Here is a 21,922-nt window from a genome sequence, read left to right on the forward strand (position 1 = left end):
ATAACACAACAAAGTTCGCAAAACCCCCTAAGCAATCCACAACATCAAATAGATTTTTTATTCCACAATAAACTTTTTACTTGATTTTTTAATGCACTATAAATTGGATGATAGATACTAGTTTAACTCCGAGATCGAGTATCACTGAATAACAAGTATTATTTAAATCAATTGAAAGAAGGTAACCTATCATTTCATGGCTACCTCTAAAAGAAGTGTAGATTTTTAAGAGTTACTATAAACAAAGCACTCGCGTTATTCCGTACTTTGAAAAAACGAGGCCGTTCGCAATCCATAGACTGTCGCCTCCCATTGTCGACCTAAATACATCGACCGGATATACCCCCCTCAATCGATATCGGGTATTTTGGATTCTCCACTTGATAAAACAACGATATTATTTGCCATTGTCCTTTAGTTTTGACTAACTGAATACTATTAACACCCGTAAACTCAGGTGCCTTTTGATCCTGGCTAAATCGAGTCTCTACAACACTATAAACTTGAGAGAAATGATCATAACGCTCGACTTTTCTTACAACCTCGCATTCGTAAAACCCCCCTTTCGAGGGCTTATTCAACAATTTAATAAAGTCCGAGCCAGAGTTAACCATCAGATTGTGTTTTTCCTCTTTCAAATGCACTCCAAAAACGGTGGCATCCGAATGGAATAGTTGTTGTAAGCGGGTAACATCGGCTGTGTCATTTTCATCATGTGATAGGGCTTTCCAAAGTTGACTCACAACCTGCTCAGGAGAAGAAGCGAGGGCATTGCATGACATAGCAATAGTGAACATAATTAGTATAAATCGCATAGTGGGTCCTTTTATCGTTTTTCTTTTGCATAAAGCTTTAAAACCTCTAAAGCAACCTAACTCATTTATTTCACTTTATCTATAGCCCACGCTTCTTCGCATTCAATTTACAAACTGTTTGGCGCGAATAAAGTATTGCAATCCCTCTGTGATTTGATGTCTTTCATTATTTTTTCTAACTGATTCGAAATCGATAAATGCGCGAAATTCCCCATACTAATGCGCTTAACACCTAACTTTGACAGTGCATCAAATGTGGGTAATTCAGGCATCGCCATAACATTGATAGGTAATGGCGTTGCAGCCACAACCGCCTTGATATCAGACTCGACTGTCACACAAGGGAAAAATAATCCATCAGCTCCTGCACTTTGGTAGCTTTTAGCCCGTTTGACCGCTTCTTCAGTCGCATTGTCCAAACCCAGCAAAAAAGCGTCGCAGCGAACATTAACAAAAACTTGAGTGTCGCTGGCTCTTAGATGCCCCATAATTTCAGATAAAGACGCTGCAAAAGTATCTTTATCTATAAGGGCTCTTGTTTGGGTTACTCTGCTATCTTCAATATTCACACCCACCACACCTAAATCAACCAGCTGTCTTATGTTTGCTGCAACCTCTTTGGGATCTCGACTATATCCAGACTCAATATCCACACTCAGTGGCAACGAGCTTGAAGCAGAAATTCTTTTTACCATAAACAAGAGCGCCTCAAATGGCATTTGCTCACCATCTTCATAACCTAATACGGCGGCAACTGCTGCGCTTGATGTCCCTATAGCTTGATATCCAGCACTTTCGGCACGCTTGACACTTTCAGCATCCCAAACATTTGCTATAAGTAAGGGCTGTGTTTGTTGGTGAAGCATTTCAAATTTATTCATGATGTTTTCCGTGTAAACTAATTTTATTGTCTGCGATGGCACTATTTTCTTCATATTCATTTACAAACACCAACGATGAAAATCGACTTTTAATATAAGCAGAGCTTATAATAATAAATACAAAGACATAAAAATTTAGATAACGTGTTTAAGAATATAAATCTGCTCGTAACATTCGAATGTGCAGCAAGACACAAGAGCTACAGCCGAGCGGCTCAAGAGCTCTGTATTTCGCAAGCTGCTGTGAGTCAGCAAATGCGCCAATTGGAAAATTTGCTCAATACGAGTTTGTTTGTACGCAAGGGTAAACAGATGCTACTTAGTCAATCTGGGAAAACTCTGTTTGAACATGCCCAACACGGATTAACGATTTTAAACTCTGGCGTCAACCAACTACGAGAAGAGCGTATTGAAGGTGAGTTGACGATTACCTCTACGCAAGCATTTATTGCGCTTTGGCTTATGCCAAGATTGCAGTCATTTACAGAACTTTATCCAGACATTCAGATAAACGTCTCGTCTTCTGCCAGTTTCGTAGATTTAAAGCAGCATCATATTGATTTAGCAATACGGTTTGGCGCCAATGTCGAGCAACATACGCCAAGCAACTTTAATTGCGATTACTTCGGTGAGTCCGGTGTTTATCCGATTTGCTCCTCCCAGCTAGCCCAGCAACTTACTTCACAATCGCCCGAAGCTTTGCTAAACCAAAAATTGGTGACACTCGAAACCCCCGGCCCCTACGATTGGCCAACCTGGTTTCAAAGTGCGGGAGTTTTGAGTGTGAACGACTATAAACAATGGACTAAAGTTAACTCAACAGATATAGCACTCAGCGCGGTTTGCAGTGGTCATGGTGTTACATTAGCAGTACCCTATTTATGTCAACATCAACTCGACTCCGGGGAGCTATCGATTCCTTTTGATTTGCCTCATCCTAACACTGTAAAAAGATACTTCGTTTACGACCCCACCTCTCCACGCGTGGCTAGATTAAGAGTGTTCACCGATTGGTTAAAAAGTGAGATGGCTGCTTAAGGCACGATAAAGGGGCATGTTAAAATCGTAAAATATGTCAACGCTTTACTCATGGCTGATATCTCTTTTTTGTATTAGGTAGGTATAAAATCACACTTATTACATATAATTGAGAGAAACTTCCACACTCACAAACCAAGAGCGCAAGCAAATGTAAGCGTTATAAATTAGCCAACGCGCGCAGCGAACTTACAGCTACCTTACTTAATTTTTACTTATTCAAACAATCGTGGGGACGAATTTACAAGAAAAACCCGCTCTTCTGGCAAACTCAGAACTTAGGATGATATTTACTTCCAACGATTGACATGTTTACCCTGACTGCAATAATGCCGCTTTTGTCAACAATAAGTGCACGGGGCTTTATTATCAATGTTTACCTTCGGAAAAGAAAAGAGAGCTTTGCAGCTTTCACTTGAGCAAGAGCGCAATCAGAAACAATTGCTAGAGCAAACACTTGCTTCGGTAGGCCGTTCCACAGCAATCATTGAATTTTCCCCGGATGGTAAAATTATCACTGCAAATCAGAATTTTTTAGATGCCATGGAGTATTCGCATGCGGAATTAGTTGGCAAGCATCACCGCATATTTTGTGATAAGCAGTATACAAATAGTCCAGAGTATAATGCTCTTTGGCGCACCTTGAATAATGGTGAGTTTTTCTCTGGTACGATTGAGCGCTTTACGAAATCAGGAAAGCAACTTTGGCTTGAAGCAAGTTATAACCCAGTTTTGGACAGCGCAGGAAAACTGCAAAAAATCGTAAAGTTTGCTGCGGATGTGACCAAGCGAGAGCTCGATGCAGTGTCACAACAAAATCTAATTGATGCCCTGTATCGTTCTATGGCTATAATCGAATTTGATGTATCTGGCAATGTTTTAACTGCCAATGAAAACTTTCTGGCGGCAACTGGATACCACTTAGATGAAATAAAAGGGCAACATCACCGAATTTTCTGCCCAAGCCATATTGTAAACTCCCCAGACTATAGTTTGTTGTGGCGACAGTTAGCCAATGGCCAGTATTTTAGTGGCCAAGTAGAGCGCAAAGATAAGCATGGTCATGAGCTTTGGTTAGAAGCCAGTTATAACCCAGTAATCGATAAGAATGGCCAGGTGATAAAAGTTACTAAGTTTGCCTCGGATATTACAGAACGAATTGTTGCAACACGCCAAACTCAAGAAAATGTTGGACGCGCGTCTGAGCTTGCGGATACCGCAGCACAAAGTGGTGCAGGCTCAGTAAAAGCCGCCATTAAGCTCATGCAAGATTTGAGCTCGGATATGCATGTTGCAGTGACCAATATCGAAGCCCTAAATAAGCAATCTGACCAAATTAATAACATTGTCTCGACAATCAGTGCGATTGCTGAACAAACTAATTTGCTCGCCTTAAACGCTGCAATTGAAGCTGCTCGCGCAGGTGAGCAAGGCAGAGGGTTTGCGGTTGTCGCAGATGAAGTGCGACAATTGGCCGCACGCACCAGTTCTTCGACGACCGAAATTGCAGAAGTTGTCAAAGAAAACGTGGCTTTATCCACCGAAGCCACTGCATCTATGGACAAAAGTGCCAAACAAGTAGAATCAGGCGTTCAACTCATTGAAGAGCTCAATAACACGATTACCGACATCAACCGCCAAGTTGAAAGTATCGTCGGCGCAGTATCACAACTGAGCCAATAGAAAAGTAGGTCAACCACTCTTTTGACCTACTTCATAAAAAAACCACCGGTAACGGTGGTTTTAACGTACTTAGTCATAATACTAAATAAAGAGAATTAAAAGCGTGGCTTAACTTTAATCTCGACTTCTTCTGGCACCAGAAATACACCAGAAATCGCTTTTAAGTTCGCCTTTTTACCTTCAGGAATTGAGAACTCAAACTTGTGTGCCAATTGTGCAAATAAAGTATGAATAATGTATTTGCCAAAATGCTCCCCTAAACAACGACGTTGTCCAAGCCCAAATGGAAATGCCTTACCTTGCTGCTTTTTACTCAACTCACCATTATCATCCAAAAAACGTTCTGGAATAAATGCATCTGGCTGCTCCCACAGTGTTTCATCACGCGTGATACTGTAGTTATTGATAACCAGAGGTGTGCCACCGGGTATAAAATAACCGTCTAGCAAAGTATCTTTACTGGTTGCATAGTTAGCCGCTGGCATGGACGTAATTGAGCAATGGCGCAATACCTCGGCGATAAATGCCTGTGTATATGGTAAGTCTGCTTTGTGTTTATTCAATGGGACTTCATCACGTCCTACGACTTCATCTAATTCTTTTTGCACGCGCGCTTGGTATTCTGGGAAAGCAGCTAGGTATAGCAGTGCCCAGCGCATTGCAAATGCGCCAACACCACCACCTGCCCCCGCAACCTGAGTTAATGAACCAACAACAATTTCTTTTTCACCAATGTTTAATGCTGCTTTTGTCGCATCATCGACACTGTCATTGGCTTCAAATAAATAATCACATAAATCGCGGTATTCACCTGGCACATAATCTTCTTTGCGACGACCCACATTAAAAGATACATATTGATCTAACCCATTTAAATTTGAGCTGAACTTTTCAATTGCATCGCCATATTGTGCGTAATATTTTTCCTGCAAGTTTTCAGGCATTAATTCATGTCGCGTACTGTTAATAAACCCATTTGGAAGCCAACTTAAGCTCTTTTCATCAAAGATACTCACCTCGAATTCACCAAATCGGTCGTCAAACATTACTTTGTGTAAGAAGCTCGCTAACTTTAAAGAAACTTCTCTATTTGGATCAAATGCAATATCACCTTGTTCTTTCCAAACGGCAGCAATGTCATTAATCTCTGTTGTCATCCAATCTTCAATTTGATCCCAACGGGTCGCAAAGTACTCACGCATCGCATGTGCAAACACTTTACGGTGTACCTGCCATTGATCGCCCGCTTCCAATTCTAAGAAGTGCTTTTGCGGTGCAATTTGTAAAATTTCATAATCTGCTCGCACATTAAACACATCATTTTGCGCTACCAGCGCCTCTCGGATGTATTGATATCCATTTAGTGCAACAATTGGCCCCTTCGCCGTCTCCACTGAGTAGATATCGCCGTATTTTTTTGATAACTCCTCAATAATAAGGTGGTAATCTTCGCCCCAGAAAAAGCGCTGGCCATCTTCGCTATTAAAAGGAATATGAGGAATCGTTGGTGTTAACTTGTCTATGTCTAATTTGCTCTGTGGCAAAGCTTCTGCTGTATCGGTATTTTTCATTGGTCAAATCCCACTGACTAAGGTTGATAATTCTGCTGATGCGAATTGAGAGTCGAACTGCTCTGATTGCATATACCAAGCAAATGGAAACTTCTCGGTAATACGAAATATTTTTTTGCCTTGTGAATACACGAGATAGGTGCGGTATAACACAAGATCACTGGGCTCAACAGCGAAGTGATGCGACAGTTCACCTGCATATTCAAAGCCCCATGAGAGCAAGGTCTTATAGGTTTCTATTTGAAATTTTTCCCACGCTTTTCCGATGGGAATGCGTGTTTCTGTTAAAGCCCGAGAAAAGTTCACATTCATATTGCCGTGATACACCAATGAGTCGGCGTATAAATAAGGTAACCCAGTTTTAGCCCCATTGAGCGTGATCACGCGCTGTTGACAGTGCATATCTTCCTCATGGGGAAGTACGTTCACATCGGCCTCGAGTAACTTCTCGACCACGATCTGTTCGCCTACAATACTTTCAAGTAACTGCGTGACCGTACCATCGGTGCCCAAGATAATTTTCTGTAGGTAACTGAGTCTGCTTAAGTTATAGGTTTGCGCTTCTAGATTTTCATCTAAGTTGCTCAAACACTCATCTGACAATTGGATCATGTCCTTTCCTCGTACTTGTTATTTACTTGCTGATTTCGCGTAACCCATCTAAACGCAGACGGGATAGCAATTTTTGCGCTGCCAAGGCGACTTCAAAATGAATGATCCGCGGCCAAGAGCTAATGTTTGGAAAGCTCAGTAAAAACTCACGCGCTGTATGCGTCATGTTGTTTGGCCCATCAAGACGGTACTGGGCAGCAAATTGTGGGTTGTGAAGTAGCTTGACTCGCAGCAATGGATCTTTAAACAAGCTCGGGATCTGTGGCATACAGCCGACCAGCTTGGCCATCGAATCCATGTAGTGGCAGTAATTCACCAAAGAAGCCACATGCGGTGTGATCTTGTACTCAGTTTGCCAGTGCTTGGTATCATGCTTTACAGTGTCATGCATTTCCGACAAAGTTGGTAAGTGTGCCTCACCACTAGCCAACTTTGATAAATATCGACACTGCATTTCTGCGATTACGGGTATTCCTCCCTGCTGAGGACGAACGAATCCAATAAAAGACAGCGTATGGCCCATCTCAGGAATAAACATTTGCTTAAAGAGGTCACGCATATTTGCAATACTGACATCTAAAAATGGGAAGCTCAGCTGATAACCGGTACAAAATACGACAGCATCAATTTCTTCGCGTGTGCCATCTTTAAATACCACTGCATTCTTTTCAAAGCGCTCGATACCTCCAATGTTAGGCACGACTTTTCCATCTGCGATGGGTCGGAAAAGGCGCTCGTTTTTAGTCACCGCTTGGTGATGCGAAGGGCCCGATTTTTTCAGCCACTCACCGCGAATACGTACATGGTCGTTGCGGCTATTTACGTATTTATTGAAAATACCTTTGGTGATCCCACCGTGATATTTGTGCGGTAGTTTATTTACGATACGAGAAGTCAACCACGACGTATCAATCGTAAAATAGGGGTCTTCTTGAAACGCCATATAGCGCGGCGCAACGGCTGGGTAACGGCGCAGTGACAAGATACACTTACGCGCGACTTCTGATATTTCCGATGTAATGTCTGCCGAACTCTCGCCAAGCCCCACACACAATACTCGCTTACCGGTGTATTTGTGCTTGTCACGATAGTCATTGGAGTGTTCTATTTCTCCTTTGAACATCTCTAGGCCTGGCAAATCCGGTAGTTTCGGCTTCTGGAAATGTCCAGAGCACACGGCGACCATATCAAACTCTTTGCTGTGCTCTTTATCACCGTTTTTACATGTGACTACCCACTTATCCCCCTGCTTCTCGACGCGACGTACTTCGTGGTCATAGTGAATATGTTTATTAATATCAAAACGCTGGATGTATTCACCCAAGTAGTTTATGTATTCTTTTTTCGACCAAAATTTTAACTTTTGGTGATTCGGAACATAATCCGAATACGCCATAAAATAATTCGAAATTGTGAGGTGTAAGTCGTCGTAGATTTTCTTATCTGCAAACACCCCTCCGAAGCTCTCGGCTTTTTCAAAACAAGTGACTTCGTGGCCGCCATCCGTTAATTGTTTGACGGCGGCAATACCAGATAAACCAGCACCTATGACTGCTATGGTCTTATTCATAATTCTCTCCGTGTATAGCAAGGAGCTGCTCGTTATTACCGGTAAAACAGCATCTAGCAACAACTCCTAGGTTAATGTTTACAATGACGTAAACTGGTTACGCACCACCCTGCACTGCGGCAGTCGTTTGTTGTGGGCGCGATTCTGATAAGCTTTGACGCGATAGTTTGCCGTTACGATTACGCGGTAATGCGTCCCAATACACAATCTGTTCAGGAAGCATGTATTTTGGTAAGCGCTTGGCGCAGTGCATTTTTAACGTCAGCAACGACGGGGGATCAGATTCTGTCGCTATATGTGCTTCGAGCGTCTTAGTCTCACTTAAAACAACTAAGCACTCCTTAATAGCTGGGTGTTGATATAGTGCACGCTCCACTTCCCCTAGGTGCACGCGATACCCTTTCACTTTGACCATGTGGTCTTGTCGCCCGACATACATCAGCTCGCCAAGTTCGTTGATGTAGCCAATATCTCCGGTGTTGTAGGCGGTATCTGTCCTTTCTTCCTTTCCCCAATAGCCAGAGAATACGGTTGGACCAACCACGGTGATAAAGCCCTGTTCGCCCAGTTCGACTTGGTTGCCTCTTTCATCGCAAATGGTGATGCGTGCACCACTTGCTGCATAGCCAATTGGGAGTGTTTCAGGCACCACTTCGGGTACCTTGTAATAGCTACAGACGTTGGTTTCTGTTGGGCCATAAAAATTGAAAAGATCCGAATTGGGAAATTGTGCACGCAGTGCTTTGAGCGACTTCACATCGAATGCCTCACCGGCAAAGATTATGGTATGAAGTTGCTTACAGGACTCACCAAACTGAGGGTCTGCATTCATCATCATGGTTAGGGCTGTCGGCACGGAATACCAAATGGTAATGCCACGCTCAGCAATAAAATTCACTAATTTTTGCGGTACATAACTGTCCAATTCAGAAACCAGATGTACACTCGCGCCCGTTGCCAGCGCCACATAAATATCCAACACAGACAAGTCAAAGTGCCAAGGTGCATGATTAGAAAAGCGATCCTGTGAAGCCGGCTTTACCTTTTCAATTACCCACTTTATAAATGCAAGTGCGTTAGTGTGACTTATTCGTACACCTTTTGGCACACCAGTAGAGCCCGAGGTATAGAGCATGTAGGCTAGATCATCACCCCCCACATCAGCACTTATTCTCAAACTGGAAGGCTGACACCGCTTAATATCTCGCCAACTGCTGGCTTGATTAATCTCAAGTGCCTTTGCAGCAGACGCGGTAAACTCGCCTTCACTGTCTAGTACGATAAAATGACAGCCCTCAGCGTATTGCTCGCGATATTGTGAGAATTTAGCTTGTGTGGTGAACATCACTTTCATCGCGCAATCATTGCGGATAATATCAACGCGAACCATGGGGTTCATGGGATCTATCGGCACATAGACAGCGCCAAGTTTTGTCACCGCTAGCATGGCGGCGAGTGCGCGACATGACTTATCTGCCCAAATCCCAACGCGATCACCCGCCTCTACCCCTTTGCTTTGCAAAAGCACAGCAATTTGCGTTACCGACAGCGATAACTCGCCATAACTGTATGACTCAACACTGTCCGTCACGGCCAGTGCATGGTCGCCAACTTTAGCAAGCCCGGTTGTTAGTACGTCACTGAGTATCTTCATAGCAGGCCCAACCTATTACAGATCAATTCTCGTTGAATATCGGACGTGCCAGAGAATAGCACTGACCCTAATGCATCTCTGATGCTCGCATCAACACCACTTTCCTGTAGGTAACCGAGTGCGCCATGAACACGAATAGAGTCTATGCCAGACTGAACAAACGCTTCACTAATCGCGAGCTTACTCGACGCAACCGCCTTCGTATTATCAACGTTTTGCGACTTTTGCCACGCGGCAAAATAAAGTAGTAATCTCGCACTTTGTAAACGCACTTCCATATCTGCAATACGATGTGAAACAGCTTGGAATTTACTGATTGTCTTGTCGCCTTGTTTACGCGTATTGGCGTATTCAATACAGCGCTCTAGGTCACGCTGCATAACACCTATAAATAATGCAAATAAACAGCAACGCTCCCAATCCATTGAGGCGGCAAAGATGCGTGCCCCCTGACCTTCACTGCCCAAAACATAATCTTTATGCACTTTTACTTCGTCGAAGAATACTTGATTAAGTTGCGCCGAGTTCAAACCCAACTTTTTGTAACTGTTACCCACTTCAATGCCTGGTAAGTCAGCCGGCACAACAAACGCCGTTTGGCCCAAGTACCCAAATTTAGGATTGGTTGTGGCATACAGAACAAAATAATCAGCAACGCTGCCATTCGTTACGTAGGACTTTGCGCCTTTGATGACGTAATAGTCGCCTTCGCGCCATGCTTTGGTCGTTAACTTGCCAATGTCAGAGCCGGCTTCTGCTTCAGATATCGCATTGGCTGCGATTTTTTCACCGCTCGTTAACCCCGGTAGCAATTCCATTTTTAGTTTTTCACTGCCATGTTCGTAAATTGGCATTGCACACGCGAAGGTATGCGCTGCGCCCGCAAACAAAATGCCAGTGTCAGTACTACCTTGCCCTAGACCTTCTAGAATTTTTACCGTGGTTAAAATGTCAAAACCACTGCCGCAAGATGAATACTTGCTGTCAATCGGCAATCCATAGTAACCAAACTCGCCAAGCGCGCGCCAAGCATCTTTTGGAAACACTCCATTAGGCACTTTCGAAAAATCTAAGTCCCTAGCAAAGCTTAGTGCGTGCTCAAACAACTCGAGCTGATCCTCATTCCACTCAAAGTTCATAATCAATCCTTCCCTTAGAAGGAAAAGCGCAATGCTTTTCCTTAACCAGCCATCTGCTTACGGTCGTATTCTTCAATCGCATTTCTAAAGATGGTAGGCGCTTTCCAACCTTCACAATCAAAACAACAACCACCAAGTAAACGAATTACTTCGTCACGTAAATCAGGGTTTTGCATTTGATATCCAAAGAAAATTGGGTAGATCCAGAAGTAACGAATGAGGTCAGCGGCTATCTGTTGACCGCCATTACTCCAATCACGATAAGCATAGAATGGGGTTTTCCAATCATTGCCATCAATGGCTTGTTTAATCGCATCCGCGGCACGGATCCCCTCTTTCATCGCAAATGACACACCATACGAAAAGATTGGGTCCAAGAAGCGGTGTGCATCACCAATACATAACCAACCATCACCAACAAATGGTTCAATACGATAAGAGAAATCAGCCATTGATTGCGAATCGCCGATACGCTCTGCGTTTTGGAAACGTCTTCTGATCTCTGGGCTGATGTTTTGCATCCCCCACTCGATAGCATCGTCTGGGTTTTTACACTCTTTGTAGTAAAGGTCTTTCGGGATCACGATGCCTAGACTGTCTGTATCTGGTGAGATTGGGATGATTCAAGACCAGTGATACTGTTTTGAGTACAAGATGGTGGTGTTAGTTGAAAACGGTGGTAAATCACGTTCCACGCCTTTGTAATGAGCAAAAGAAGCGATTTGTTGAGAAAAGAATTCAATTTCACGCTTACCTGCGATCCCTTTTCTCGACAAGAATGTGTTTTGACCACTGGCATCTACAAGCACTTTTGAGCGCACTTGGTGCTCCATGTCATCTGCTTTATAAATAGCACCGACAACCTTACCTTCATGCTTGATAACGTCTTTGACAAGGCCTTGCTGATATTCAACACCATGCTCTAGCGCTTTGCGCTTCAGCATATTGTCAAAATCGCTGCGCCTTACTTGCCAAGTAGGTGCCAAGATTGGTATGAAAAACTCATTTTTAGATAAAGAGCCGATCACGTTTACGCCTGGTTTGTCTGGAAAGCCTGCCGCGTCCATTTCTTCGGCAAGACCCAAATCACGAATAATCTGGCCCGCATTACCTGTCAGCGATTCTCCAATATGAAAACGTGGAAATTCATCCTTTTCTATACACAGAACTGAAAGTCCCTTTTTACGGCATTCGATACCACATAAACTTCCTGCAGGGCCGCTGCCAATAATAACTACGTCGTAACTTTTGAATGCGTTCATGCCATTTCCACCTTGTTTAAGAAATCTTCGACAACCCAAACAAATTCTTCTGGGCGTTCTGATGCAGAAAAGTGGCCACATCTAGAAAGTCTTGTAACGGTTGCGTTTTCAAGCTTTTCAGCTGCTTTTTCACTCCACTCTGGCGGAATAATTTGGTCGTGATTACCAGCGACAAATAACGTTGGTACTTTGACACCATCAAATGTCGTGGCCATGGATTTACGTGCGTATTCGTCCAAGAAGGTGTGGTATGCAGGACGAGATAATACATCGTTAAGTAAATCTTCAAGCGCAGGGGTCATCTTAGGCGGGTGGTAGTAAGCAGCAGCTAAGAATTGCTCAGGGTTCGCAGACATTTTCTTCAAGTCTCCCCACCAGCTTTCAACGTCATCTACCAAACCGAAACCTGTACACACCAGCGCTTTTACTTTGTCTGGGTGGCGTCTTGCAATTTCGGTCGCAATCATACTACCCGCCGAGTTAGCAACTAATACCCACTCTTTTTCTTCAAGTGTTTCAAGGTATTGCAAAGTGTATTCAACATGATCGACATATGAAGGAGAGTCGTTTTCACTCTCGCTCAAACCAAAACCCGCTAAGTCCAATGCAACTGCGTTATGACGACCTTGCACTGAGCGCAGTGTTGAAGACCAAGATGTTGAAGGGTTACCTAGTGCCGGTAACAAAATCCATAAAGGCCCATCTCCCTTTACACGCAGTGTATGCTGCTTAAACCCAGCACCTGCGGCAACTAATTCGCTTTTAATGCCGTAGCTTTCTTGTAACTTAACAAGACGGTCAAGCTCAGAGCTGGCTTCGTCAGATTCAACCTGCTCTTCTGCACTCAGTGTTTTAATAAGTGCACACAATGTTTCAATGTTTTCGAAATGTACTGGCGTGATGTCATGTTCTGGAATTTTAGCGCCATAACGCTGATCAACATGAGCAAGTAATCTCACCATAGATAGAGAATTCAAAATCCCCAACTCTAGTAGTGGTGTGTGCTGGTCCAGATCCGGGGCTGCCCCTTCCAGTAAGTCTTGATTTATAAATTCAATAAGTTCTTCAATCATCCTAGTTTCCTATCTAGTCTGGCAATATTGTTGACCCTCAAACAACGCTCAAAACCAAGTCGGCTTTGCGTTTCATCAGGCTAGTTTTCTGTCCGCATTCACCAAATAGACATGTATTTGAAATATCTAAGGTGAGATGCAATCGCGTTTCGTTCGCCTAAAAAAACCTTACCGCTATCGAGGTTTTTTCAACATAGCCCCTGTGGACTATCCCTTTGGTCCAAACGGACTATAGGCATCTGCGTGCAAAGAATTTACTTTGTTGAGAACTTTCACCAAGTCAGGAAACAAGGAAATGAATCAGGGTAAAAACCATCTAGTCACACCGGTAGAGAGAGCGTCAACGCCTCATTTGGAACCAATTTATCAGGCGATAGAAAATAATCTTGGTTTTATCCCTAACGGCATATTGACTATGGCTAAAAATCCGATGTTAGCGCAGGCCTTTGGACAGATGTTTGGCTGTTTAAGTAAATTTGAGCACATCAGCAATGAGTTGAAATGGGCAATTGCAACAATCAGCAGTAATGCAGCAGGTTGCCAATACTGCCAAGGTCACTTTTCGCATATTGCCAGCAGAGTCAACGTCAACAGAGCCAAAGTATTGGCTGCATTTGAGTTCGAAACCAACGTGTTATACGACGACGCCGAACGCGCCGCGCTAAGATTTGCATTTGCATGTAGTACAGCTCCGGCACATCTAGAAAAAGCCCACTACGAGGAATTAGGACAGTACTATTCTGAAGCAGCCGTCATTGAAATCGCGGCGGTTATTGCCATTTGTGGATTCTTGAATCGCTGGAATACTGCAATGGATAGCCAGTTAGAGGCCGATCCCGCCGCCATTTTGGATGAGATTAATCAAATTACTAAGTTCACAGTATAAGGACACCGCTATGCCTGAGATTACATTCGTTGATTTTACTGGAAATGAAACCAAGGTAGATGTACCAAGCGGTACTTCTTTGATGCAAGCTGCCATGGAAAATATGGTCGAGGGCATCGAGGCTGAATGCGGCGGTTCTGGTAGCTGTGCTACCTGCCACTGCTATTTGACCAGTGATTGGCAAGGAAAAATTTCGGACCCAGATAGTAATGAAAGTGACATGTTAGAAATGGTCACAGAGCCAAAAGATCTGAGCCGATTAAGCTGTCAAATATTGGTGTCTGACGAGCATCATGGCTTACATGTTCATTTACCAGAGTCGCAATATTAAGGAAGATGTTATGAAAAGGTGTGTCATTATCGGGGGTGGCCATGCTGGCGCCCAAGCTTGTGCAAGTTTGCGCAAAGAAGGATGGACAGGACAGATCATGCTGATCACCGATGAAGACAGCCTGCCCTATCACCGCCCTCCTTTGTCCAAAACCTACTTGCAAAATCAAGTCTCGGCAGCACAATTATTAATTAGACCTGAGGCTGCCTATATCAAAGATGAGATTGATGTTTGGTTGAATACGAGAGTCGATAAAATAGAACCTGCAATTCAAAGTATTCAATTGCAAAGCGGAGAACACATTAGTTTTGACAAATTACTGATTTGTACAGGCAGCAGAGCCCGTAAAGCAGATTGCATGGGCGCAGAGTTGGATAATATCTTCTATATCAAAACACTCAACGACATCGAGAGCTTGTCTGCGACATTAACTGGTGATGGTTCAAAAAAATCTCGCCGCATTGTCATGGTAGGAGGTGGTTATATAGGACTTGAAACGGCCTCAGTACTAAAGAAAATGGGCCATGATGTGACCATTATCGAGCGAGAGCCTAGATTACTGGCAAGAGTCACTGCGCAGACCATTTCTACTTTTTATCATAAATTGCACAAAAGCAATGGGATTAAAATATTTACCGACACCAATGTTGTTGCATTCCAAGGCAAAGATACGGTCAGTACCGTGCTCTGTGAGGACAAAGTCATTCCTGCTGATATCGTCATTGTCGGTATTGGTGCGCAAACAAATACTGAGCTTGCACAAAGTGCAGGACTACTTGTTGAAAACGGCGGTATTGTTGTCAATGAACTTTGCCAAACAACCGATGTTAATATCTATGCAGCAGGAGATTGTACCATTGGCATTGAACATCACAGTGGCCTCGCAACCCGAATTGAGTCAGTGCCCAACGCATTAGAACAAGCTAAAACTGCCGCTGCAACTATCTGCGGAAAACACAAGCCAGTCACCGCGGTGCCTTGGTTTTGGTCAGATCAGTTCGATTGTAAAATCCAAATCGCAGGTTTAAACACGGGATACGATGAAACCCTGCTAAGACAAACTAACAACAAAACATTGTCACTGTGGTACTTCAAGCAAGGAAGAATAATCGCCGCAGACTGTATTAACTCTGCTAAAGATTTTATGGCGGCAAAAAAAATCATCGCACAAAACATTCATGTCCCAAAAGAAGTTTTAACCAATTTAGAAACAGATTTAATTAAAGAATTAGCTAAGCTGACTCAACCTAGCTAACCGACTCACATACAATGTACGCACCCCAAGCGTGAACCAAAAGAAGCCCGTTAAGGGCTCTTTTTTTATTCTTTTGTCGGCTTTTTTCGACGATAGACCCGTGGATTAAAAGGGTGAAGCAGTTCGCCAATGAATGTTTTGCTGTAGCCGTCACGCACACCTAAACTGGTATTACATGGCCCGGGCACCCGATATGTGCCAAACGCTCGATCAAACACAGAAAAAACAGTCGCAAAATTTGTTTGGTAAGCTTCTCGGTCCGTTGCGTGATGCCAGCGATGCATTGTTGGCGATACAAATAGCGCACTCCACCTTCCGTAAGTCCATGGAATGTCTGCATGAATAAAGTAGCCGTAATAGTTACGGATCATATTATTGGCAACAATGGCAAACGGTGGCGCCCCCATAATAATCAAAAATGATGTGTCTATGATAAATGTGGTTAAGAAGTTGAGTGGGTGAAACCGTTGCAATGTTAACCAATTCATATGTTCATCCGTATGGTGAACCCGATGAAGTGGCCATAAAACCCTCGAGTGTTCAAATCGGTGACGCCAGTAGCCAATAAAATCCCCCAAAAAAACAGCGATGAAAATAGCAACGGGTTGCGGTAATTCATACCAAAGACTTCTATCGACGATGCTCAATTGATAGCCATACAAATAGGTTAGTACTACAGACATCACAGGCGCTAAAAGAAGTAAGTTGACACTCATCAGAGAAAAGTTAAACGCGCTTCCTGTGAGCGCTGGTTTTGCCTGCTTATATACCTCTTTACCCTTTAAGAGATAAGCTAACAAAACAAAAAATGCAGCTATCGCTATTAAATTGTTAAATGCGGTAAAAACCTGTCTTGCTCCGGCCTCTAATACTTCCAGCATAATTTGGGGCTGACCTTGATATTCGCTAATAGCGCTGTTTTACCAATAAAAAAAGGTGCCTACAAGCACCTTTTGTCTGAGCGTAAAAACCAGCCGTGTTAACGGTCGTAATTACATTAATTAAGCATGGACAGACTTGTGTGAAGTATGCGGTCTTGCCACCCCAAAATCCTCTAATATGCTGTATAAACAGGGTAATACCAATAACACCAAACAGGTTGACGTCATAATGCCAAAAACAATACTGGTGGCCAAAGGAATTAAAATTTGCGCCTGAAGGCTGGTTTCAAACAACAATGGTGTCATGCCTGCAATTGTCGTGATCGATGTTAAAACAACAGCTCTAAATCGGTCATGACTAGCCTGTGCGGCCGCTTCATGGACACTCATTCCCTGCTTTACTCTACTTTTTACAAACTGCACAAGTAAAATCGAGTCATTCACCACGATACCAGCCAGTGATATGAACCCCATCAAAGAAGGCATTGAAAAGTTAATTCCCATTATAAAGTGCCCCCAAATAACCCCTATCATTGCAAGCGGTATGGATACCATTACAATTAACGGCTCAATGTAGCTATGAAATTGCAGCGCAAGTAACAAGAAAATACCAATCATACCCATTAACATGGCTCGGCGCATCGACCCTTGTGTGATACCTGCATTTTTCACTTCGCCTTCGATAGTGTAAGTGACATAAGGAAAACGCGTCTGTAGATCGTTCAAAAATCGCGTCTTTAAGTCTCCAACAACCGCACTTGCAGTATTGATTTCACTGTCGACATCAGCATAAACAGAGACGCTAGTTTGATTATCAACCCGATTAATCACGGCAAAGCCTCTTGTTTGCTCAATATTTACGAGCGCTGAAAGTGGAATAGCAACACGCGAAGATGGATGAATAATGGGAAAATTATCAAAATCACTGTATTCGTTTAAACTCTCGTCTTCTAATTTGACTGTGACTTCGTAGTCCTCCAACCCGACGTGTGTTTCAAGCAGTTTTGTACCTTGGAAAGCAGGTCGCAACTGGTTTGCTATGGTGGCTGAATTAATTCCTAAATCTAATGTGCCAGGCTTAAGCGTTAAGGTGTATTCCGGCTTTCCTGAGCGCAAATTGTCTGTGATATTTTGCACCCCCTCATACCCTTTTAACCAGTTTTTTAGCTCATATGCGGCATGAGTCAATTGAGTGATATCATCTCCTTTTAACCTGACATCAACCGCTCTGCCCTGAGGACCTAATTTGGGCTCTTTAAATGACAAAGTTAGAACTTCAGGCAAAACCCCTAACTCTTCCCGCCATGTATCAGAAAATGCTTGTATCGTCGTATTGCGCTGCTCCGCACTTAAAAGATCCACTGAAATGGTTGCTAAGTTAGCGCCTTGATCTTGGTAATCAGGATTTTCACCATACGTGATCGTGACGGCTTTGACTAACTCAGCATCTTCGTCTTCACTCAGTCTTTGATTCGTACGTTTTAGTGCATCTTCTATTTTGCGCATCGTTTGTTGCGTCACCTGAAAAGGCGTACCATTTGGCATCAATAGCCGCCCCTGCAACACATCGCCATCGATATCAGGAAAAGCAGTGAACTTTAATGTACCCGATATAAGCATACTCAAAGAGAACAAAAAGCACGCCACAACACTCCCTATTACCAAATAGCGATACCTTATAAGCTTGGTATTCAACGCTAATATTTGATCATTCCAGTGACGAAATTTGACTTCAAATCGTGCCCGGATATCGCCAACTTTTACCGCCAATCGAGTATCTTTTGATTTGCTCTGCAATGCATGGGATAGATGGTTAGGTAAAATCAAGAATGCTTCTATCAACGACACTGTGATAACAGATATTAATACAATGGGGATCACTTTAAGGATTTGTCCTAAGTTACCCTCAATAAACACCAACCCTACAAATATGCATAATGTGGTAACGAATGAAGACAATACGCCGGGTAATACAACCAAGGTGCCTTGTAGTACAGCCTCTTTTATGGGTAATCCTTGCTCTACTTTCGTTCCTATAGATTCTGCAATTACAATCGCATCATCCATTAATATGCCCAATGCTAACAGCAAGGCCACCATGGATAGCATGTTGATAGAAATACCAAAGTGCAACATCAAGAAGAAGCTGGCCAAAAATGATACTGGCAGTCCCATAACGACCCAAAACGCGTATTTGAACGAGAAAAATAACCACATAACGCCAAATACCAATAACAAGCCTTGCCACGCGTTACTGATCAGCAGTGAGATTCTATCCTTTACCAAGCTTGTATTATCACTTGTAAGGGTAAGTAAAACGGTCTCGGGCAAGCGCTGCCTTATTTGCTCAATTACTTCCTCCGTCGCATTGAGTACCCTCAAACTGTCATCTACAGAGTTTTTCTGTACCGTTAAAATTGCGGCCTGCTGATCGTTATAAAAAATTCGATTCTCATCTCTCTCAAATGTGTCTTTGACATCTCCTATATCAGCGATGGTGACATCATTACCTTCTGAACCATAAGAAACCACCAGTTCTTGCAGACTCTCAGAATCTCTACGCTCGTCCATCATGCGTATTTGCGTATCGGAATAAGGGGTTTTGAGTGTTCCGAGAGGCAGCTCTATGTTTTGATTTTTTACGCGTTGACCTAACTCTTGCACGCTCAAACCGTGCTGCCTTAGCATTGCTTGTGAGGCAGTTACACGCAACTGATGCTTTGAAAAGTCATTAATTTCAACAATTGGGATTTCCGGGTGCCTGAGCAATTGTTGTTTGACCTGCTCTGCCAAAGCCTTCAGTTCAACCCTAGATAAAGAACTTCCTTTGGCTGCCAGTGCCACGCTTACTACATCCTGTGTTCTGCCACGTTCTTTGATAGTCCACTGCTCAACTTGCGCAGGAAAATCATCAATGGTGTCGATGGCATTTTTCACATCTGTCGTAAACTGCTCAAAGTCGCCATGCTCAAACATTTTTACCGTCATCTGACCAAGGTTCTGCCTTGCAATACAGTGCTTTTCTTCCATAAAACTAATGCCATCAAGGGCACTTTCTAAGCTTAAGCAAATCTTTTGCTCTACGTTCTCGGGCGTGGCTCCCGGATAAGGTACGAAGATGTCGATTTGATAGGTTTCAATTTCAGGCAGCGTTTCTCTTTTAATTTGAGGTAGGCTAAAAATGCCAACAGCCAGAAATAGCACCATCAAAATATTCGCAGCGGTAGGATGCGCAATAAAGAACCGTATCATCAGTGCAGCTCCTTCACGTCTAGTGTGCTCATCTGCTCTGAAGTTTCAGTGAAGTACAATTTAGAGCCTTCAATGGCCGGGAATAGATCTGTGGTAACGAGCTTAGCGCCTTCTAAATTTAAGCTTTGTAGCAGAAAGCTGTCGTCTTGTTTAAGCGCCCCCTGCATATCAACTTTTCTCAACAAATTATTTTCATCAGCAATCAATGCATATCGGCCTCTCACCGCATGCCTTGGCACCACGACAAAGTTTTGCATTGTTGCTTGAAGTGAAACTTTTGCGCGCATCCCTGCCAGCAAAGGCGGCTTTTCGCCAAGCTTAATTTGCTCATAGCTGTTTTCAATTGCGACGACAACACCTATTGTTTGACTTTGTGGATCAATTTCATCACTCAATCGCTCTATGTTCGCATGCCATGTGGTGCCGCTTTGAGACAAAATTTCAACATCCGCTCTCAAATCCTGGGCATTTAAGTAAGATGCCATGCCACCACTGGAGATATTCTCAAGATTGGGTCTTTGTTTGAAAAAGCCTGAAAACTGGTTGAATGTGCTGTACGTGAATTGCGCATTGATAAGGACTTTCTCTACGTCGCTAGCACTGAAAAGCGCGGCCCCTTTTGTCACAAGTTGTGAACGTTCAACATTAACCTTATGGATGCGGCCGGTAAACGGCAGACGAATTTCAGTACGATTAATATCTAATTCTGCCTTATTGACATCTGCTTGTGCTTTTTTTACCTGAGCCTGCAAGGCTTTAATTTCGAGCGGGATCAAACGCTTTTGATTCATATAGCGCTGAAGATCTTGCTGTTGAATCAACACACTTTGTTGTGCTCTATCTAGTTCAGTTTGAGACACACTCGATTTATCAAAGAGCTTTTTTATTCTCTGAAATTCAGACTCTGCAATACCTAGTTTGTGTTCACTCAGCCGAATATCTAATTTATTATTTTCTTGCGATGTTTTTTTGGCAGCTAGATCAACTTCAGCCGCGGCTAAGTTGGCCTGTGCTTTAGCCATTTGCAATTTATAGTCGCTATCATCAATTTTAATCAACAATGTCTCGGCTTTAAAAATCTCTCCTTTTTTTAATGCAGGATGTAGGTAAGTAACAGTGCCTGTGACTTCAGCGAGACTATTTAATTGAATATTGGGTTTAACTTTACCGTAGCCTATGATTTTAGGGCGGATGGATTGTTGAGTTAACACTTGATATTGAGCGAGCTGCCCAACCAACTCACCATTGTCATGTTTGATTGAGGATTTCAGCTTAACAACCAATATCACCAACACTATGCCAACTACAATCGCAATTGGCAGGTTTTTTCTTGCACTAAAATTCCACCTCATTGATGTCACTCTCCTTAAGTCCGAATACAAATCGCTGGTATAAATCCTTTGTCCATTGCTCACCTTGAATCTCTGTGTCGCTAATTCCCCACGCTTGTTGTCTTAGTGTTTTTAAAATATAAGGAGAGACCAGTAATGTAATGAGCTGAAAAGCGGCTAACCTCGCTTTTTTAGAATCTTCAATTCCTGTTTCTTGTTTAATAAACTGAGGTAAAAACTTCGATACACGTGCAGGGAAGGCCTCCATAAATGCCTGTGCCAACGGTGTCGTTTTGTTTAACACTTCCTCACTCAGTAGATGTACAAAGCCCGGATGCGTTTGCAATACTTCTGCAAAACGGCAAATAAACAAATAAAGTGGTTTGTTATGTTCCCCTAGGTTTTCAAACTGGGAAAAGTGCTCATCTGCTAATGATTGTATTAGTTGAACAAACAAATTTTCTTTGCCACCAAAGTAATACTTAATCATCGCCGAATTAATATTCGCTTCTGCAGCAATGTCTCTTATTGTTATTTGGCTGTAAGACTTAATATTTAGTAACTCTTTCGCTGCAAGTATCAGCTTTGCGCGCTGCTCAGCTTGCTTGACCTCACATACCGGCCTGCCTCTTGTGACTTTTGTTGTCATATCCTGCTCCAACATCTTTTTTATTTTTTTAATCACCTA

At 43.0% G+C, this 21,922-nt stretch carries 19 protein-coding genes; 5 read left to right on the top strand and 14 right to left on the bottom strand.

Going from position 1 to position 21,922, the window contains the following annotated elements; all coding sequences use genetic code 11:
• Nucleotides 1-320: 320 nt before the first annotated feature.
• Together A7985_RS06000 and A7985_RS06005 are read right to left on the bottom strand one after the other, a co-directional pair.
• Nucleotides 321-815: a nuclear transport factor 2 family protein gene (locus A7985_RS06000; protein WP_065789506.1), complete on the bottom strand. Its 495-nt coding sequence runs from the start codon at nucleotides 813-815 to the stop codon at nucleotides 321-323.
• Nucleotides 816-922: 107 nt separating this feature from the next.
• On the bottom strand, nucleotides 923-1,696 hold the full coding sequence (locus tag A7985_RS06005; RefSeq protein ID WP_065789507.1) for an isocitrate lyase/PEP mutase family protein: 774 nt from the start codon (nucleotides 1,694-1,696) through the stop codon (nucleotides 923-925).
• 144 nt (nucleotides 1,697-1,840) lie between these two features.
• Between A7985_RS06005 and A7985_RS06010 the strand changes: the two genes are divergently transcribed.
• Both A7985_RS06010 and A7985_RS27065 read left to right on the top strand, forming a co-directional pair.
• On the top strand, nucleotides 1,841-2,734 hold the full coding sequence (locus tag A7985_RS06010; protein WP_065789508.1) for a LysR substrate-binding domain-containing protein: 894 nt from the start codon (nucleotides 1,841-1,843) through the stop codon (nucleotides 2,732-2,734).
• Nucleotides 2,735-3,136: 402 nt separating this feature from the next.
• On the top strand, nucleotides 3,137-4,417 hold the full coding sequence (locus A7985_RS27065; protein ID WP_176716690.1) for a methyl-accepting chemotaxis protein: 1,281 nt from the start codon (nucleotides 3,137-3,139) through the stop codon (nucleotides 4,415-4,417).
• 95 nt (nucleotides 4,418-4,512) lie between these two features.
• On the opposite strand, the gene A7985_RS06020 is transcribed toward A7985_RS27065, so the two are convergent.
• The 8 genes from A7985_RS06020 to A7985_RS06055 form a co-directional block, all read right to left on the bottom strand.
• On the bottom strand, nucleotides 4,513-5,988 hold the full coding sequence (locus A7985_RS06020) for a cytochrome P450 (protein ID WP_065789510.1): 1,476 nt from the start codon (nucleotides 5,986-5,988) through the stop codon (nucleotides 4,513-4,515).
• Nucleotides 5,989-5,991: 3 nt separating this feature from the next.
• Nucleotides 5,992-6,600 carry a chorismate--pyruvate lyase family protein gene (locus tag A7985_RS06025; protein WP_065789511.1) on the bottom strand — a complete coding sequence of 203 codons (609 nt, stop codon included), beginning with the start codon at nucleotides 6,598-6,600 and terminating at the stop codon, nucleotides 5,992-5,994.
• Nucleotides 6,601-6,622: 22 nt separating this feature from the next.
• Entirely contained in the window at nucleotides 6,623-8,170 is a 1,548-nt protein-coding gene (locus A7985_RS06030) for an NAD(P)-binding domain-containing protein (RefSeq protein ID WP_065789512.1), read from the bottom strand.
• A gap of 97 nt (nucleotides 8,171-8,267) precedes the next feature.
• On the bottom strand, nucleotides 8,268-9,824 hold the full coding sequence (locus tag A7985_RS06035) for an amino acid adenylation domain-containing protein (protein WP_065789513.1): 1,557 nt from the start codon (nucleotides 9,822-9,824) through the stop codon (nucleotides 8,268-8,270).
• Nucleotides 9,821-10,963 carry an acyl-CoA dehydrogenase family protein gene (locus tag A7985_RS06040; RefSeq protein WP_065789514.1) on the bottom strand — a complete coding sequence of 381 codons (1,143 nt, stop codon included), beginning with the start codon at nucleotides 10,961-10,963 and terminating at the stop codon, nucleotides 9,821-9,823. Before A7985_RS06040 ends, A7985_RS06035 begins: the two co-directional genes overlap by 4 nt.
• Before the next feature lie 41 nt (nucleotides 10,964-11,004).
• Nucleotides 11,005-11,547, bottom strand: coding sequence for an NAD(P)/FAD-dependent oxidoreductase (locus tag A7985_RS06045; RefSeq protein ID WP_065789515.1), 543 nt, complete (start codon nucleotides 11,545-11,547; stop codon nucleotides 11,005-11,007).
• Nucleotides 11,548-11,586: 39 nt separating this feature from the next.
• Nucleotides 11,587-12,225, bottom strand: coding sequence for an NAD(P)/FAD-dependent oxidoreductase (locus A7985_RS06050; RefSeq protein WP_065789516.1), 639 nt, complete (start codon nucleotides 12,223-12,225; stop codon nucleotides 11,587-11,589).
• Nucleotides 12,222-13,298 (bottom strand): alpha/beta fold hydrolase, encoded by a 1,077-nt coding sequence (locus tag A7985_RS06055; protein ID WP_065789517.1) that lies wholly within the window; start codon nucleotides 13,296-13,298, stop codon nucleotides 12,222-12,224. Before A7985_RS06055 ends, A7985_RS06050 begins: the two co-directional genes overlap by 4 nt.
• 295 nt (nucleotides 13,299-13,593) lie before the next feature.
• On the opposite strand from A7985_RS06055, the gene A7985_RS06060 reads away from it, so the two are divergent.
• Genes A7985_RS06060 through A7985_RS06070 form a run of 3 tightly spaced genes read left to right on the top strand, consistent with a single transcriptional unit; the run spans nucleotide 13,594 to nucleotide 15,770 of the window.
• The gene (locus A7985_RS06060; protein ID WP_065789518.1) at nucleotides 13,594-14,184 is read left to right on the top strand and encodes a carboxymuconolactone decarboxylase family protein; all 591 of its coding nucleotides are present in this window, start codon (nucleotides 13,594-13,596) and stop codon (nucleotides 14,182-14,184) included.
• 10 nt (nucleotides 14,185-14,194) lie between these two features.
• On the top strand, nucleotides 14,195-14,515 hold the full coding sequence (locus A7985_RS06065) for a 2Fe-2S iron-sulfur cluster-binding protein (RefSeq protein WP_065789519.1): 321 nt from the start codon (nucleotides 14,195-14,197) through the stop codon (nucleotides 14,513-14,515).
• A 10-nt stretch (nucleotides 14,516-14,525) separates the two neighbouring features.
• A complete protein-coding gene (locus tag A7985_RS06070; RefSeq protein ID WP_065789520.1) occupies nucleotides 14,526-15,770 on the top strand; it encodes an NAD(P)/FAD-dependent oxidoreductase in 1,245 nt (414 codons plus the stop codon).
• A gap of 65 nt (nucleotides 15,771-15,835) precedes the next feature.
• Here the strand turns inward: A7985_RS06070 and A7985_RS06075 are convergent, their stop codons facing one another.
• The 4 genes from A7985_RS06075 to A7985_RS06090 all read right to left on the bottom strand — a co-directional run bounded on the left by A7985_RS06075 (nucleotide 15,836) and on the right by A7985_RS06090 (nucleotide 21,883).
• On the bottom strand, nucleotides 15,836-16,651 hold the full coding sequence (locus tag A7985_RS06075) for a sterol desaturase family protein (RefSeq protein ID WP_065789521.1): 816 nt from the start codon (nucleotides 16,649-16,651) through the stop codon (nucleotides 15,836-15,838).
• A gap of 120 nt (nucleotides 16,652-16,771) precedes the next feature.
• Entirely contained in the window at nucleotides 16,772-19,903 is a 3,132-nt protein-coding gene (locus tag A7985_RS06080; RefSeq protein WP_065789522.1) for an efflux RND transporter permease subunit, read from the bottom strand.
• Nucleotides 19,903-21,255, bottom strand: coding sequence for an efflux RND transporter periplasmic adaptor subunit (locus A7985_RS06085; protein ID WP_065789523.1), 1,353 nt, complete (start codon nucleotides 21,253-21,255; stop codon nucleotides 19,903-19,905). Before A7985_RS06085 ends, A7985_RS06080 begins: the two co-directional genes overlap by 1 nt.
• Entirely contained in the window at nucleotides 21,239-21,883 is a 645-nt protein-coding gene (locus A7985_RS06090; protein WP_065789524.1) for a TetR/AcrR family transcriptional regulator, read from the bottom strand. Before A7985_RS06090 ends, A7985_RS06085 begins: the two co-directional genes overlap by 17 nt.
• Nucleotides 21,884-21,922: the final 39 nt, after the last annotated feature.

The organism is Pseudoalteromonas luteoviolacea (assembly GCF_001696455.1).
Lineage (GTDB): Bacteria > Pseudomonadota > Gammaproteobacteria > Enterobacterales > Alteromonadaceae > Pseudoalteromonas > Pseudoalteromonas luteoviolacea_C.

Coding starts and splice junctions, on each gene's coding strand:
- A7985_RS06060 (WP_065789518.1), top strand. CDS start 13,594: ATGAATCAGGGTAAAAACCATCTAGTCACACCGGTAGAGAGAGCGTCA.
- A7985_RS06085 (WP_065789523.1), bottom strand. CDS start 21,255: ATGAGGTGGAATTTTAGTGCAAGAAAAAACCTGCCAATTGCGATTGTA.
- A7985_RS06050 (WP_065789516.1), bottom strand. CDS start 12,225: ATGAACGCATTCAAAAGTTACGACGTAGTTATTATTGGCAGCGGCCCT.
- A7985_RS06040 (WP_065789514.1), bottom strand. CDS start 10,963: ATGAACTTTGAGTGGAATGAGGATCAGCTCGAGTTGTTTGAGCACGCA.
- A7985_RS06080 (WP_065789522.1), bottom strand. CDS start 19,903: ATGATACGGTTCTTTATTGCGCATCCTACCGCTGCGAATATTTTGATG.
- A7985_RS06005 (WP_065789507.1), bottom strand. CDS start 1,696: ATGAATAAATTTGAAATGCTTCACCAACAAACACAGCCCTTACTTATA.
- A7985_RS06090 (WP_065789524.1), bottom strand. CDS start 21,883: ATGACAACAAAAGTCACAAGAGGCAGGCCGGTATGTGAGGTCAAGCAA.
- A7985_RS06075 (WP_065789521.1), bottom strand. CDS start 16,651: ATGCTGGAAGTATTAGAGGCCGGAGCAAGACAGGTTTTTACCGCATTT.
- A7985_RS06070 (WP_065789520.1), top strand. CDS start 14,526: ATGAAAAGGTGTGTCATTATCGGGGGTGGCCATGCTGGCGCCCAAGCT.
- A7985_RS06065 (WP_065789519.1), top strand. CDS start 14,195: ATGCCTGAGATTACATTCGTTGATTTTACTGGAAATGAAACCAAGGTA.
- A7985_RS06020 (WP_065789510.1), bottom strand. CDS start 5,988: ATGAAAAATACCGATACAGCAGAAGCTTTGCCACAGAGCAAATTAGAC.
- A7985_RS06055 (WP_065789517.1), bottom strand. CDS start 13,298: ATGATTGAAGAACTTATTGAATTTATAAATCAAGACTTACTGGAAGGG.
- A7985_RS06035 (WP_065789513.1), bottom strand. CDS start 9,824: ATGAAGATACTCAGTGACGTACTAACAACCGGGCTTGCTAAAGTTGGC.
- A7985_RS06000 (WP_065789506.1), bottom strand. CDS start 815: ATGCGATTTATACTAATTATGTTCACTATTGCTATGTCATGCAATGCC.
- A7985_RS06025 (WP_065789511.1), bottom strand. CDS start 6,600: ATGATCCAATTGTCAGATGAGTGTTTGAGCAACTTAGATGAAAATCTA.
- A7985_RS06030 (WP_065789512.1), bottom strand. CDS start 8,170: ATGAATAAGACCATAGCAGTCATAGGTGCTGGTTTATCTGGTATTGCC.